The sequence below is a fragment of the Lactobacillus juensis genome (assembly GCF_036246285.1).
GTDB lineage: Bacteria > Bacillota > Bacilli > Lactobacillales > Lactobacillaceae > Lactobacillus > Lactobacillus juensis.
The window spans coordinates 245,770-261,881 of record NZ_BTTS01000001.1; the positions used below are offsets into that span (position 1 = coordinate 245,770).

The following is a 16,112-nucleotide window of genomic DNA, read 5'->3' on the forward strand; positions in this document are numbered from 1 at the left end:
GAAGTGCAAAAATGAAAATCAACGAAAAAACTAAGTGGAATGGTGTGTATGATGTAGTCGTTTTAGGTTTCGGTGGAGCCGGAGGCACGGCAGCTCGTTTTGCTGCAGAAAATGGTGCTCAAGTCTTATTAGTTGACGCTGCTCCTTATGGTCATGAGGGTGGTAACACTCGTTATTCAGCACAGCATGTTGCTATGGCACATGATAGAAAGAAGATTGCTGAATATTATGAGCAGCTGGCAGCGCCATTTAATTTTGATCAGAAAACAATGGCTGCTTATCTTGATGGCTTTGTTAATATGCCGCAATATTTTAAAAAGTATTTTGGTATTGATCCTTTTATCTGGTCACGTGATAATCAACCGGGTGACCATTTAGCAAAGAAAAAGAATTTATGTGAGTATCCTGAATATCGCGGCTCTGAAACCTTTGATTTTGCCCTGGTTCATAACCAAGACTTTGATGCTGAACTATGGAAAGTAATTCGTGCTCAAGTCGTCAAAAATGCTGCCAACATTGATGTCTGGCTTAATTCTAAAGCAGAGCATTTATTGCAGGACGAGGCAACTGGTGAAATAGCTGGAGTAAGTATTAATCGTAATAAGAAACAATATTATATTCATGCTCGCAAAGGAGTAATTGTTGCTACAGGTGGCTTTGAAAATAATAAACAGATGCAGCAGGATTACCTGCACGTCACTAAATTAACCCCGCTGGGCACTCTCTATAATAAGGGTGACGGGATTAAAATGACTGCAGAAGTGGGAGCAAAAATGTGGCACATGAGCAATTATGAGTCATTAGGCATCGTTCCCAGCTATGTAATTGCTGAAGGTGAAAATGAGCGTGGTCGGCAGGTTAGCGGTTGGCAAAATGTCAAATCAGGTGCAATTTTTGCGGTGGCAGATGACGGCACCCGCTTTATGCGCGAAGACGCTAAATTCAGACATGGTCATATAGCTGAACACGGGGACTATTTATTGCCTCACGCTTACGACAATGCATGGCTAGTCTTTGATAATCAGCAATATCAAAAGTTTGTCTTAGAACAAAAGCAAGGAAAGCTCAAGTACGGTAAGTTCTTTGACAAGGTTGTTAGTGCAGGTTCACTGACTGAATTAGCCCAAAAGATGAATGTACCAGCCGCAAATCTGGAAAATACTGTTTTGCAATTTAACGAGTTTGCCACTAACGGCAAGGATCTGGAATTTGGTCGTGCACCTGAGTCAATGACTAGTTTCGATTTAAAAGATGACGTCCATGCAGTTAAATTGGCTCCTGCAGTGCTTAATACCCAGGGTGGACCAGAACATGATGAGTTTGCCCGTGTACTTGATGTCAACAATCAACCAATCAAACGTCTCTACACAGCTGGTGAGCTTGGCGGAATGTGCGTCAATCGTTATCAGGGCGGTGGCAACTTAGCTGAATGTTTGATTTTTGGCAAAATTGCTGGAGAAAATGCTGCCAAGTTAGAGCCAATTGAGTATTCGATTAATTTAACGGAGAAATTGCCGCGAATTAATGATCTTTTGGATGGAGAAAAGGACGATCAAATTGAGCTGGGACAAAATCAGTTTCTAGGATCTTCTGAAGCAGGTATTGGCGGCAGGATTTTGGTTCGTGTTACTTATTTTGATAATAAAATCAAAAAAATCGAAGTACTGGAAAATCATGAAACGGAAGGAATTGGAGCTGTAGCCATTGACCGTATACCCCAAGAAATGGTAAGCAATAATTCTACGGATGTTGATGCAGTTTCAGGAGCTTCTACCACAACTAATGCTTTAAAGGAAGCCGTGAATGCGGCGATTAAGAAAGCACAAAATAGCTCTAAAGGAGAATAAAGAAATGTTAGATAAAATACAATGGAAAAAGTGGGTTTTGCCACTAGCTATTGGCATTGGCTTATGGCTGTTAACTCCATTAAAACCAGCGGCAATTAACGTTCAAGCTTGGCATCTTTTCGCCATATTTATTGCAACTATAATTGCCTGTGTAACTAAACCATTACCAATGATGGCAACTACTATAATAGCGGTAGTGATTGCTACATTAACCGGTATTTTTAAGATGGAAGAAGTCACTGCCGGTTTTGGTAATTCCACGGCATGGATGGTCGCTATGTGTATGTTTATGGCGGCCGGCTTTATTAAATCAGGTCTTGGTAAAAGAATTGCCTACTTCTTTGTCAAAACTTTTGGCAAGAGAACTTTAGGTTTGGCTTATGCCTTATCGTTAGTGGAAACTGTTTTGGCAATCGGTATCCCAAGTAACAACGCTCGTGTCAACGGTATTATGTACCCAATTATTGATAATTTATCAAGAGAAATGGGTTCAGATCCTAAAAAGGGAACTGAGCGTGACATGGGTTCATTCTTGGTCTTTACGGAATACGAAGTCAACATCGTTACATCCACAATGTTTCTAACTGGTTTAGCCGGTAACATGGTGGCATTAGGAATAGCAAAGACCCAAAACGTTACTATTTCCTGGATGCAATGGTTTGTAGCTGCAATCGTACCGGGCATAATTTCCTTAATATTAGTACCTTTTATTCTATATAAAATTTACCCGCCTAAGATCAAAGAAACACCTAATGCTCATGCTTGGGCAGACAAAAAATTACAAGAATTAGGCAAAATGACAGCTGCAGAAAAAATTATGGGTGTGGTTTTTGTCCTGTCAGTTGCATTATGGCTAATAGGTTCTAAGTTTGGCATTGACGCTACTTTAGTCAGCTTTATTGCAGTTGCATTACTATTGGTATTTGGCGTCATCAATGTTAAGGATATTTTAGGTCAGAGTTTTGCTTGGAACATCTTAACTTGGCTTTCAATTATCATGTTGATGTCTCAAAAATTAATGACTTTGGGCTTTTTCCCTTGGTTCTCAAAGACTTTAGGTAGTGCACTTCATGGTATGAACTGGGTTTTAGTACTGGTAATCTTATTCTTGGTTTACTTTTACCTCCATTATTTATTCCCAAGTGTTTCTACACAAATTTCTGCTCTATATGCAGGATTTCTCTCAATTGCGATCGGTGCCGGAGTGCCACCTATGATGGCAGCGTTAATGCTAGCTTTAGACGGTTCTTTATACTTGTCAACTTCAAGCTATTCGGCAGGTCCTGCCGCTTTGCTTTCTTCAACAGGCTACGTTTCTAATAAAGATTGGTGGAAACTAAGCGCCATAATTGGTGTTGTACTTAACATTATCTGGTTAGGCGGCGGTCTGGTTTGGACTAAAGTTATCGGCATGTGGTAATCAAAAGGGCTTTGATCTTGACTCAAGGCCTTTTTGTTATTCTCTAAATTTTTAGCGTTAGGTAGTTGTTAGTTTCACGACTCTAGTTTACTATTATTACTATACTGAATAAAAAGGAAGATCATAATGAAAAATTGGGCTGCAATATCTACTTGGAGTATGTCATATGATGGGCTGGTAAAAGCAGGTAATATGCTTAAAAAAGGCGCAAATGCTGGTGATGCTGTTGAAAATTTGATTATGGAAGTAGAATCATATCCCTTGTATAAATCTGTAGGTTATGGCGGTTTGCCGAATGAGAATGGTGTCGTCCAAATGGACGCGGCTTTTATGAATGGAGATACCTTGGCTCAAGGTTCAGTAGCAGCAATTGAAAATGTCAAACACGCTGTTTCAGTAGCTAGAAAGTTAAGTTTAAATAAGACTAACAGCTTTTTAGTAGGAGAAGGAGCTACAAAGTTTGCGATGAAAAATGGTTTTGAAATGACCAATATGCTGACAGAAAGAGCAAAGGCAATTTGGCAAGAAAAAGTCAAAGAGCAGGCTCAGCCTGGACTGCACCCTTATGATGGTCATGATACTGTTGGGGCAATAACACTTGATCAAAATAATTCAATGGCTGCAGCCACTTCAACTTCAGGTTTATTTATGAAAAAAGAGGGTCGCATTGGTGATTCGCCTTTGTCAGGGTCAGGTTTTTATGCAGATAGCAATATTGGTGCAGCTGCAGCCACTGGTTTAGGTGAAGATATAATGAAAGGGTGCCTTTCATATGAAATAGTGCGAAAAATGTCAGAAGGTATGTCTCCACAGCAAGCTTGTGATGCTGCGCTTTATCCTTTTTGCCATGATTTAAAACACCGCTATGGTCAGGTAGGAGAAATTTCTTTAATCGCCTTAAATAACAAAGGTGAATGGGGAGTAGCAACCAATGTTGAATTTCCATTTTGCGTTGCCTGTAATGACCAGGATGCAAAGATTTTAATGGCTAATCCTGGTAAAAACAATAAAACCCAAATTGAGCCTATATCGCAAACATGGCTGGATAATTATCAAAAAGAAATCAATGCTCCAGTCGGTGAAAAATTTTAAGAGATGGTTTTTTGATGCTTAAAGAAGTATGTGTAGAGAATTTTACTAATATTCCGCATGTTATTGAAAATGGTGCTGACAGGATAGAATTGAACAACGACCTTTCATTAGGTGGAACTACACCAACATTTGGTGTCATAAAAAGGTCAATAATTTATGCTAACAGGGTAAAAATTCCAGTAATTGTGATGATTAGACCTAGAGGCGGCAATTTTATTTATAATGAAGATGAAATTGCGATTATGGCTGATGATATGGCTGTTGCTGCTAAATTAGGCGCTCGAGGAGTCGCTTTTGGCTGTTTAACTGATCAGAATCAGTTAAATCGAGCTCAAATGGAACAATTAATTGTTTTAGCTCATTCCTTAAATCTTACTGTGGTGATGCATATGGCTTTTGACCAAATATCTGAAACAAGACAAAGAGATGAACTAAACTGGCTAATTGAGCAAAAAGTAGCAAGGATTTTGACACATGGGGGAGATTTGAAATTTCCCATTGAAGCCACAATTACTCACCTTAAGCAGATCCTTGACTGGTCAAACGGAAAGATAGAAATTTTACCAGGTGGCGGTATTACGACTAAAAATAGGGATGAAATAGCTGAAGCATTGCATGTTAATCAACTTCATGGGTCAAAAATTGTCTAGATTGGCCCTGAGAAATAATAAAGTTTAATAGAGTATACTAAAGCACTCTGACCTGTGGTATAATTTTGGCGCATTTAAATTGGTCTCCGATCTATTTGAGTTTGGTTAATAAATAATATCAGGGCTAAGACAAAATGTATACGAAAAAAGGCGTTGAATTCAACGCCTTTTTTGGTCTGGAAATACTTTTTTTCCAGACTTATTCTGTAGATATTTTTAAAGATTTTGGATATATTTCTCTGCGTTTTTAGCTGCTTGGCGTCCTGAATTGACGTTGTGTGCACAGGCTGAACCACCTAGAGTTATTGTGTAAACATCTCTATACTGCATGGTTGAATCCATACCAGAAGCATATAAACCGGGAATTTTTTCAAAATCATTGTTTATGACTTCGAATTTTCTGTTAGAACCAATGCCTCCTAGACCAATCAAGTTGGAAGGATCTAATCGAGCAATATAATACGGGCCTTCTTTCATCGAAATAAGCATATCTTGATCTTTATTAAACTCTAGGTCTTTACCATTGTCACAAAACGAATTATAATCATTCACTGTTTTTACTAATACATCTGAAGGAAGATTTACTTTTTCAGCTAATTCTGCTGTTGAATTTGCTTTAAATAATGAATTACCTTCGTTTTCTTTTAGTGCTTTAGCTAAAATTTCATCGGCTTTTGCAACATTCTGGGTTAGTTTGTCAAAAATTTCTTGTGTAAATATTTCATATGATACTTTGGTAGCTTTAATTGCCATTCTTTGATAAAGCAAATTATATTTTTTAACATTTTCATTTACAAAACGTCTACCATCTTGATTGACAAAAATTACCGGTCCTCCTGATGGCAAAGACATAAATCCGTTTATTGGATCTAGATACAAATGAACTCCTTCATGTGGGAAAGCTTGAATATAGTTCATCATGAATTCTGGTGATTCTTTTAGCATGTCTTTTGCACCGACTGACATAGCCATTTGGTAACCATCACCAGTGTTGCTAGGCATTGAACAGTAATGAATATTCTTTGTTGACCAACCCTGTTGTTCCAAAAGATCAGGGTTATGACCAACACCTCCAGTAGCCAATAGGGTTGCCTTTGCATTGATTTTTATATATCCATTTGGTGTTTTGGCATATACTCCTTTAATAGACCCGTTTTCTTCAATAATGCTCGTAGCTGATGTTTCCAGCAGAAATTTTACATTAAGCTCATCGGCCTTCTTTTTCATATAAGGTACGTATCCAACAGATGCAAAACCACCTTTAAACCAATGAAAAGTAGGAAACATGCAAGTACCATGATAATCGTCAACCTTTGTCAATTGCACTCCCAGATTAACCAGCCAATCGATATTAGCAGCAGAATTATTGATTAAATCAACCCAAAACGAACCATCAGCTCTATATTGTCCCAGTTCAGCTTCTTTGGCAATTATGTCTTCTTTTTCAGCGTGTATGCCCGCTGCTTGTTGCATTTTGGTATTAATTCCAAAAATACCTTCAACGCCGCCACCGTTTCCAGCTACAAAACCATTTTTGTCAATAACAATTGTATCCATTTTGAGTTGGCGAGCTTGAACTGCAGCAGCTAATCCAGATATGCCGGCACCGACAATTAAAAAGTCCGTACTATATTCTTTAATAATATGATTTGGCTTTTTTCGCCAAAATGAATAGCTATTATCTAAACGCTTTTTTGTGTTTACCTCTAGTGGTACAACTTTTTGATCAGCTTCAGTTTTAAAATCTTGGGGATTTCCTCCAGCCTGCTCAATTACCTTTTCGACTGCATCTAGTAAACCGTTAACTGAATGTGTCGCTCCTGAGATAGCATCAACTGATAAGCTCTGCTCATTTATAATTTCCTTAGGAATTTTTGTAAATACTGTTTCTTCCAAACTTCCTGGAATCATTGCTTTTTGAGTCTTAATTTTACTAATTTTGTTATTACTTATTTCTACCTTTATTGGCATTTGCTCATTTTCATATTCATGAGCAACAACTTGATAAGTACCTGATGTTAGATTTTTCACTTTAAATAACCCCTTTCAATAATCTATTTAAGCTACTATCTACAAAATTAAATATAACATTGTTCATTTGTTTACAAATAATCTAAAATATGATTGATTATCAGTTTCACTTATTAAAGAAAGAGAATAAAAAATGAATCTTGAACACTTAGAAGTATTCGTAAATTTAGCGGAGACTTTAAATTTTTCTCGAACGGCCATTGAAATGAACCTTTCACAATCAGCAGTATCACAAATAATTTCATCAATGGAAAAAGAGCTTGACTTTTTATTATTTAAAAGAAGCAGAAAGCAAGTGGATTTAACAGAGAGTGGCAAAGAGTTTTACTATTCTATAAAACCGCTATTAAGCGTTTATGATAAGTCGGTACAAAAGGCAAAATCAGCTGCAGCTAAAAAAAGAAATAATTTAACTATCGGTTATAGCGGAACGCCATATGAAATTTCAATATTACCAAAGATAATTAAATATTATGAAAGAACTCATAAAGAAAATGCCTTATCTATTTTTTTAGAAAATTACGCACACAATGAATTAAAAGACAGACTAATTAATGGTGATTGTGACATTATATTTACGATGCCGGATATCATAGCCAAAATGGAAAACGTTAAGTATATAAATCTAGTTACGGGGCAGTATTGTGTTAACTTTTATAAGCCTGTTTTTGATAAACAGAACTGCTTTAAAATTTCAGGATTAAGCAATTTTAGGTTAGTTTTTTCTGATAGTAAGTGGTGTCCACCGTCACAAAATGCTTTACAGAAATATATTATTGCCATGAATGAAAATGTTAATATTGCATATGCCAATAATATTTTAAGTGCTTATTTGATGGTCAAAGCAGGGCTGGGAATTGGCATTTGGGCAGATTTTGTCAATGCTTATCATGATGAAACAATTGTTAGTGTTCCTTTAAAATATGCTATTAAGCCCAATTATGGAATTGCTATGCTAAATTATGGTGAACCAATAAGTGCTAAACGTTTTGCCAATTGGCTCACTCAAAACTTTTCAGATTTTTGTTGACATGAAATAAGACATTGATTAAAATGTTATTAATATTGATAAAGCGATGAAAAGATAAGTAAACTTGCAGGTAGCGTCAAAGAGAGTCCTGTAGCTGTGAATGGACCGTGATGGCAAGTTGAAAGTAACTTTGAGCTATGTAGTGAATGAAGTAGCTATAATTGGTGACACCCATTATCGTGTTAGCGTATCGCATATTTGCCGTACGTGAAGCGACTGCAGTTATTTTAAGTAACCAAAGCAGTAATTTAGGTGGTACCGTGCCAAAGCACCCTTGATTTATTTCAAGGGTGCTTTTTTATTCCCTTAATAATGACCAGAGTTTTTTATCAATTTTAATTTATGCTTTATTTCATTTAGGAGGAACTAAAATGAAAGAAAATGAACAAGATCTTAATACTAAACCATTATCATGGAAACAGTATTTAATAGTTGCATCATTGTTATTTGGATTGTTTTTTGGTGCTGGTAACTTAATTTTTCCAATTCATTTGGGGCAATTATCCGGGGCAAACTGGGGAATGGCTACATTTGGCTTTTTAGTAACTGCCGTTCTCTTACCTTTGCTTGCTGTTTTAGCAATAAGTGCCAGCCATGCCAAAGGCGTTTATGATATCGGCACTCCACTAGGAAATAAATTTGCCCTTTTTTTTATGGTACTAATTCACTTAACCTTAGGGCCCTTGTTTGCGACACCAAGAACAGCAAGCATTTCCTTTTCGGTTGGCTTGCAGCCAGTGCTGCCTAAAGCTGTCGCTAAACCTGCATTACTGATTTTTTCAGCAATATTTTTTATCTTAGCTTTTATTATTTCTTACGAGCAGTCGACAATTTTGGATAGTATTGGACGAATTTTGAATCCTTTATTTTTATTATTATTGTTTTCTGTGTTTTTATTAGCTGCTATCTCACCGATGGGTGCTGCTAAAGATCAAACTGTTACTGCGGCTTATCAGAGTGCTTCCTTTTTTAACGGTTTTTTAGAGGGCTATAACACAATGGATGCTCTAGCAGGATTGGCCTTTGGATATACTATTGTTTCAGCTGTCAGGCAACTAGGAAAAACTTCAGCTAAAAGTAATGCAAAGGTTACTGCAAGAGCTGGGGTCTTGGCAACGGGTGCAATTGGAATTATTTATATTGGTTTAATCTGGCTAGGAGCAACAACACTAAATCATTTTAAAATTTCGCAAGAGGGTGGCACAGTTTTCAACCAAATTGTTACCTATTATTTGGGCGATTTTGGTCATGCTTTACTTGCCACACTAGTTACTCTTACTTGTTTAACAACTGCAGTTGGTCTAATAGCTGCTTTTGCTCAGGACTTTCATCGTAGTTTTAACAAAATAAGTTATCATGGCTGGTTGACTATCATGACTATTGTTTCCTTTATCACCGCTAATTTTGGCTTAGATACAATTATTTCCTGGTCAACGCCAATGCTCATGTTTTTATATCCAATTGCCATGGTTTTGATTATTTTGTCAATTTCTGGTTCTTTGTTCGACCGTGACGCAATCGTTTATTTTTGTGGGATACTTTTTACAATTGTACCTGCGATATTAGATATGATAGCTTCTTTTCCACCTATAATTAGTCACCAATCTTGGGCTCTACAGTTAAAAGCATTCCAACTAAAATTTTTGCCTTTTGCTGATATCGGCATGGATTGGGTTATTCCTGCGGTTATCGGCTTAGTTATCGGTTTGATTATTCATTTTATGAAAAAAGCAAAGAGCAAAAGCTAATATCAATATATTCTAGCTATTTCAGTTAAATTTTTTGACAACCTCTATTTATAAAAGTAGATTAAAGAAAAGAGCAATCTTGAGTATTATAAATAGATGGGACTGAGTAATTTGAATAATATGAACATGAACCATAATGAAAATATGAATCACTCAATGGATAACACATCGTCAATGAATATGGGTGGTCAGGATATGATGATGCATGGCGGACATATGATGCATATGAGAAACCTGAAGAAAAAATTTTGGGTATCAGTCGTTTTATCCTTGCCAATCATATTTTTATCACCAGCAATGGGTGTACATTTACCATTCCAATTTTCTTTTTCCGGTTCAGAATGGGTAGTTGCACTTTTTGCTACAATTCTCTATTTTTATGGTGGACAACCATTTTTATCTGGTGCTTATTATGAAATTAAGGCTAAAAAGCCTGAAATGATGACACTGATTTCTTTAGGCATTACTACAGCATATATTTACAGTCTATATGCTTTTATTAAAAATGATTTATTAAACAGCAAAGTTCATGTCATGGATTTCTTCTGGGAATTAGCTACTTTAATTTTAATTATGTTACTAGGTCATCTGATTGAAATGAATTCGGTAATGAATGCCAATAGTTCAGTGCATGACTTAGCCAAACTTTTACCCGATAAGGTTCACGTACAACATAATGGTCAAACAATGGACATGGCAATAAACGATGTTCAAAAAGATGCAGTAATTCTAGTCAAAGCAGGAGAAAGTATTCCTCTTGATGGTGTCATTCTAAATGGTTCCAGTCAGGTTAATGAATCTTTGGTTACTGGTGAATCGCGTGAAGTAACGCGGCAAAAAGACGATAAGGTTATTGGGGGTTCAATTAACGGCTCTGGAACGCTAACAGTTAAGGTTACTAATTCTGCTAATTCAGGCTTTTTAGCCAGTGTTAATAAACTAGTTCAGTCATCCCAGATGAATAAGTCTAAACTACAAAATTTGGCAGATCGGGTTTCCAGCTGGTTATTTTATGCAGCGCTAATTTTTGGTATTATTGCTTTACTCGTTTGGACAAGTTTACGTGGTATAGCTGGTGGTCTCGAAAGAATGGTGACAGTGTTGGTAATAGCTTGTCCCCATGCTCTGGGTTTAGCTATTCCATTAGTAAATGCTAAAAGCACATCAATTGGTGCCCAAAATGGCTTACTAATTAGAAATCGTAATGTTATTAGCATTAGTTCTAAAATCAATTATTTGCTCTTAGATAAGACCGGAACTTTGACGCAAGGTAAGTTTCAGGTGCGCAAGTATAATACTTTAAGTAAATCCTACAATGCGGATGAAGTTATTAAACTAATTGCATCATTAGAACAGGATTCCAATCATCCGATTGCACAAAGCATTTTACAATTTACTAAGGAAAAGAAGATTGAATTATATGCTTTATCCGACAGTAAAACATTGGCCGGAAAGGGCGTTTCAGGAACAATAAATGGACAAGAATATCAATTAGTAAATGAAAAAACTGCCAGAGAAATAGTTAAAAACTTTCCTCAGGTTGATTCCTTAAATTATACTTCAAGTTACTTGATTAAAGACAATGAGCTTTTGGGCTATGTTGCCGTTGGTGATGAAATTAAAAAGAATGCAGCATCGTTAATTAAACAGATTAAGGCTCTCAACATTACACCGGTAATGTTGACTGGTGATAACGAAAAGGTAGCGCAAAACATTGCCCAGAAGTTAGGTATTACAGAAGTGCATTCTGGTCTGATGCCAGCAGATAAGCAAAAAATCGTAGCTACTTTGCAAAATCAAGGTAATAAGGTGATGATGGTCGGCGATGGCATTAATGATGCACCTAGTTTGGCCAAAGCCGACATTGGAGTTGCCATTGGAGCTGGAACAGATGTGGCGGTGGACTCTGCGGATGTCATTTTGGTTAATAGTGAACCTTTAGATATCATTAGTTTTTTAAAATTGGCCCAGCACACCCAAAGAAAAACAGTCCAAAATCTCTGGTGGGGAGCTGGCTACAATATTGTGGCTTTACCTCTAGCTGCCGGTATTCTGGCTCCTGTGGGAATTTTGCTTTCACCTGCAGTTGGAGCAATTCTAATGTCATTTTCTACTATAATAGTTGCTATTAATGCAGAAACTTTAAAAATATAATACTTTTGCTTGAGCACTCATAAGGAGTGCTTTTTATATTTTTTAATAAAGTTTAAATTTTTAAAATGGTAGCCCTTTTATTTAAAAATATTGAAAAAAGTCTGGAAAAACTGTATTATGAATGAAAGAGTAATATAAAAGTTATTGTCAGAGAAATGTCAGCATTAAATAAGGAGACTGAACATGAGCAAAAAAGAATACCGTGTTGAAAGTGATACCATTGGCCCAGTAAAAATACCCAAAGAAGCTTTATGGGGACCCCAAACTGAACGCAGTCGCAATAATTTTCCTAGTGGCGAATTAATGCCTCTTGCAATTATCCGAGCATTTTTGCATTTGAAGAAAGCTGCAGCTGAATCAAATGTCGAAGTGGGGGATGAAACAGCTGATAAAGGTGCGGCAATTGAAGAAGCTATTGACCAGTTGCTAAAATTGAATGATAGCGAGCTTCGTAAAGATTTTCCGCTTCATGTCTTGCAAACAGGATCGGGAACCCAAAGTAATATGAACGTTAATGAAGTCGTTGCTAATTTAGCTAATAGACTTCATCCAGATTTAAACATTTTACCAAATGATGATGTCAATCGGGGACAATCTTCAAATGATACTTATCCTACTGCTATGAATATTGTAGCTGTTGAAGCACTGGATAAACTTGAACCGGCTGTACAACATCTTATTGAAGAACTTAAAATTAAACAAAATAAATATTGGAAAACTGTCAAGGTAGGCCGTACTCACTTGCAAGATGCTACGCCTATTACTTTTGGTCAAGAAATTTCGGGCTATATTTCCGCGTTAAAGCACGACTTGAATTATATTCAAGAACTCAAGCCAACATTGTATGAACTGGCAATAGGAGGGACAGCTGTTGGTACAGGACTTAATGCTGCGCCTGGAATGACTGCCAAAATTGCCAGTAAATTGTCTCAAGTATATGGACATGATTTTAAAGTTAATACCAATAAGTTCTGGGGCCTAGCTCATCATTCTGGTTTAGACGTTGTTCATGGTGCTTTAAAAACTTTAGCTGCTGATATGTTTAAAATTGCTCAAGACATCAGGTTTTTGGCTTCTGGCCCAAGAGCTGGCTATCATGAGCTTAATATACCAGCTAATGAACCCGGGTCTTCAATTATGCCTGGTAAAGTCAACCCCACGCAAGCTGAAGCTGTAACCATGGCAGCCGCAAAAGTTTTTGGTAATGATACTACTATTACTTTTGCGTGTTCACAAGGCAATTTTGAAATGAATGTCTATAAAACAGTAATGATTACAGCTTTTCTTGATTCTTGTGATATTTTAACTGGTACTATTACGGGGTTTGCTGATAAAATGATTGCTGGCTTAACAGTTAATGCAGAGAAGATGGATGATCTGCTTGAAAGCTCATTAATGACAGTTACGGCATTATCGCCTCATATAGGTTATCATGCAGCTGCGAAAATTGCTCAAACTGCAGATAAGGAAGGAACCACTCTTAAGGAAGCAGCGCTTAAAAGTGGTAAATTAACCAAAGAAGAATATGATAAATGGATGGATTATATGGCGATGACCAATATATCACAAACTAATCCTGAAAAATAATTTTTTAACATTTTAGAGGAGAAATTAAATGGGAAAATTTGTTTTTAGGCCTAACGGCAGTGCAGAAATTAAAGACCGTTATGATGCAGTAATCGTTGGAGCCGGTGGCGCCGGTTTAACGGCCGCAATTCAAGCAAAAGAACTAGGCTTGAATGTCGCAGTTTTTGAAAAAAATGCTGATCTTGGTGGAAATACTAACAGGGCTTCATCGGGCATGAATGCTTCTGAGAGTTTGGTTCAACTTAATGAAGGAATTATAGATAATAAAGAAGATTTTTATCAGGAAACCTTAAAGGGAGGAGGCAAATTAAATGACCGTGACCTCTTAAGATATTTTGTTGACCACTCTGCAGTAGCAATTGACTGGCTAATGAACCATGGGATTGAGCTTACAAATCTAACAATAACAGGTGGTATGAGTAAAAAGAGGGCTCACCGGCCTGCCTCAATGGCACCGGTTGGCAGTTATTTAGTTACAGGGGCTTTGAAGCAAATTCAAGAAAAAAATATTCCTATTTTTAATAATTCTCGTGTAATTAGTTTATTACAAGATAAGAAGAAAAAAGTTGTAGGAATTGAAGTTGAAACTGATTCAGGAATTAAAAAGGTTCAAGCTACAGCAGTTTTACTTGCCTCTGGTGGCTTTGGCTCTTCAAAAGATTTAATACAAAAATACCGTCCAGACCTTGCGAATTACAAAACAACTAATCAACCCGGAGCTACAGGTGATGGTTTAATGTTAGCTGCTAAAATAGACGCTCAATTAGAGCAAATGGAATTTATTCAGGTTCACCCTACTGCTCAAACAGATACTGATCACGTCTATTTAATAGGTGAAGGTTTACGTGGCGAAGGTGCAATTTTAGTTAACAAATCTGGTCAGAGATTTGTCAATGAGCTTAATACCCGAAAAATTGTATCGGATGCCATCACTGGTTTAGACGAAGATGGCGCATACCTCCTGTTTGACCAAACAATTCGTAATAATTTTACTGCTGTTGAATTTTATGATCACGTAGGATTAGTTAGCCAAGGTTCTTCTATTGAGAAGTTGGCGGAAAACATCGGTGTGAATAGTGATAACCTTAAGGAAACAATCGCAAAATGGAATGAGGCTGTGAAAAGCAAAAATGATAGTGAATTTCAGCGTACTACTGGGATGGATCGCACTATCAAGCAAGGTCCTTTTTTTGCTATTCATATTAATCCAGCTATTCATTATACTATGGGTGGAATTCATATAACTCCAAAAACTGAAGTTTTGGATTCAGACGGAAATATTATTTCAGGACTCTATGCCGCGGGTGAAGTTTCAGGAGGATTGCATGGCAATAATAGAATCGGAGGAAACTCAATTGCTGAAACAGTGGTATTTGGAAGGCAGGCCGGGATACAAATGGCAGAGTTTACTAGACAATATAAATAAATATTTGAAATGCTTAGAATTTCTAAGCATTTTTTATAATTTTAAAAATTAAAGTAATTTTATATTTTTAAAAAATTAAAATTTAAATTATTTATTTTAAATATTGAAAAATACTATAATAAATTTTATAATTATAAATGTAAAGGATTACATTTTTAAAAATTGAAAGGAAATGACGTTATGAATAAAAAGGTTTTACTAGTTGGTGATGGAGCAGTAGGTTCAACTTTTGCCAATGATTTATTACAACATACCAGAGTTGACGAGCTGGTTATTTGCGATGTGGTAAAAAAACGTCCACTGGGTGATTCAATGGACTTAGAGGATATACTGCCTTTTACCGGAGAATGTGATATTCATTCCGGAGAATACTCTGATGCAAAAGATGCTGATGTTGTTGTGATTACAGCTGGTGTTCCCCGCAAGCCGGGAGAAAGCCGTCTGGATCTGGTTAATAAAAACGTTAATATTTTAAAGAGCATTATTCAACCTGTAGTTGAATCTGGGTTTTCTGGCATTTTTGTTGTCTCTGCTAATCCAGTTGATATTTTAACAACGCTGACTCAGAAATTATCTGGCTTCCCTAAAAATAAGGTTATTGGCACGGGTACTTCCCTTGATTCAGCACGTTTAAAGGTTGACTTAGCCAGAAGACTACATGTTCCTGTTGCTGAAGTAAATTCAATGGTTTTAGGAGAACATGGTGATACTTCTTTTGAAAACTTTGATGAGTCAACAGTTAGTGGCAAGCCACTTAAAGATTTTGACGGTATTGACAACTCTGTGCTGGATCAAGTAGAATCAGGTATTCGTAAAAAGGGAGGAAAAATAATTGAAAATAAAGGTGCTACATTTTATGGCATTGCGATGATGTTGACCCAGATAGTTACTGCTATATTAACTAATCAATCAATTGCCTTGCCTTTATCAGCACCAATTAAAGGTGAATATGGAATTAAAAATGAGCTTTATCTAGGAACACCTACTGTAATAAATGGTGTTGGAATTAGTCAGGTGCTTGAGACTAAGCTTTCTGAAGCTGAAAAAACTAAGATGCTGAACTCTGCTTCCAAAATGCAGGAAGTCTTAGATAATATTACTTTAGATTAACCAAAAAGAAGGCATAA

Annotated in this window: 11 protein-coding genes; 10 read left to right on the forward strand and 1 reads right to left on the reverse strand. The window is 36.6% G+C overall.

What is annotated here, in order from left to right; translation table 11 throughout:
* The first annotated feature begins 11 nt into the window (after positions 1–11).
* From AAA926_RS01220 to AAA926_RS01235, 4 genes are all read left to right on the forward strand, one after another.
* On the forward strand, positions 12–1,847 hold the full coding sequence (locus tag AAA926_RS01220; RefSeq protein ID WP_338206440.1) for an FAD-binding protein: 1,836 nt from the start codon (positions 12–14) through the stop codon (positions 1,845–1,847).
* 4 nt (positions 1,848–1,851) lie between these two features.
* Complete coding sequence (locus AAA926_RS01225) at positions 1,852–3,267, forward strand: DASS family sodium-coupled anion symporter (protein ID WP_338206441.1); 1,416 nt, start codon at positions 1,852–1,854, stop codon at positions 3,265–3,267.
* Positions 3,268–3,393: 126 nt separating this feature from the next.
* Positions 3,394–4,359: a glycosylasparaginase gene (locus tag AAA926_RS01230; protein ID WP_338206442.1), complete on the forward strand. Its 966-nt coding sequence runs from the start codon at positions 3,394–3,396 to the stop codon at positions 4,357–4,359.
* Between the two features lie 14 nt (positions 4,360–4,373).
* Entirely contained in the window at positions 4,374–5,009 is a 636-nt protein-coding gene (locus tag AAA926_RS01235; protein ID WP_338206443.1) for a copper homeostasis protein CutC, read from the forward strand.
* A 216-nt stretch (positions 5,010–5,225) separates the two neighbouring features.
* Here the strand turns inward: AAA926_RS01235 and AAA926_RS01240 are convergent, their stop codons facing one another.
* Complete coding sequence (locus AAA926_RS01240; RefSeq protein ID WP_338211698.1) at positions 5,226–7,040, reverse strand: FAD-dependent oxidoreductase; 1,815 nt, start codon at positions 7,038–7,040, stop codon at positions 5,226–5,228.
* Positions 7,041–7,173: 133 nt separating this feature from the next.
* Between AAA926_RS01240 and AAA926_RS01245 the strand changes: the two genes are divergently transcribed.
* The 6 genes from AAA926_RS01245 (at position 7,174) to AAA926_RS01270 (ending at position 16,095) form a co-directional block, all read left to right on the forward strand.
* Positions 7,174–8,070 (forward strand): LysR family transcriptional regulator, encoded by an 897-nt coding sequence (locus AAA926_RS01245; RefSeq protein ID WP_338206445.1) that lies wholly within the window; start codon positions 7,174–7,176, stop codon positions 8,068–8,070.
* A gap of 371 nt (positions 8,071–8,441) precedes the next feature.
* On the forward strand, positions 8,442–9,818 hold the full coding sequence (brnQ, locus tag AAA926_RS01250; protein ID WP_338206446.1) for a branched-chain amino acid transport system II carrier protein: 1,377 nt from the start codon (positions 8,442–8,444) through the stop codon (positions 9,816–9,818).
* Between the two features lie 120 nt (positions 9,819–9,938).
* A complete protein-coding gene (locus AAA926_RS01255; RefSeq protein WP_338211920.1) occupies positions 9,939–11,972 on the forward strand; it encodes a copper-translocating P-type ATPase in 2,034 nt (677 codons plus the stop codon).
* 183 nt (positions 11,973–12,155) lie between these two features.
* The gene (locus tag AAA926_RS01260) at positions 12,156–13,559 is read left to right on the forward strand and encodes a class II fumarate hydratase (protein WP_338206447.1); all 1,404 of its coding nucleotides are present in this window, start codon (positions 12,156–12,158) and stop codon (positions 13,557–13,559) included.
* 28 nt (positions 13,560–13,587) lie between these two features.
* Complete coding sequence (locus AAA926_RS01265) at positions 13,588–14,985, forward strand: flavocytochrome c (RefSeq protein ID WP_338206448.1); 1,398 nt, start codon at positions 13,588–13,590, stop codon at positions 14,983–14,985.
* Between the two features lie 180 nt (positions 14,986–15,165).
* Positions 15,166–16,095, forward strand: coding sequence for an L-lactate dehydrogenase (locus AAA926_RS01270; RefSeq protein ID WP_338206449.1), 930 nt, complete (start codon positions 15,166–15,168; stop codon positions 16,093–16,095).
* The last annotated feature ends 17 nt before the right edge of the window (positions 16,096–16,112 follow it).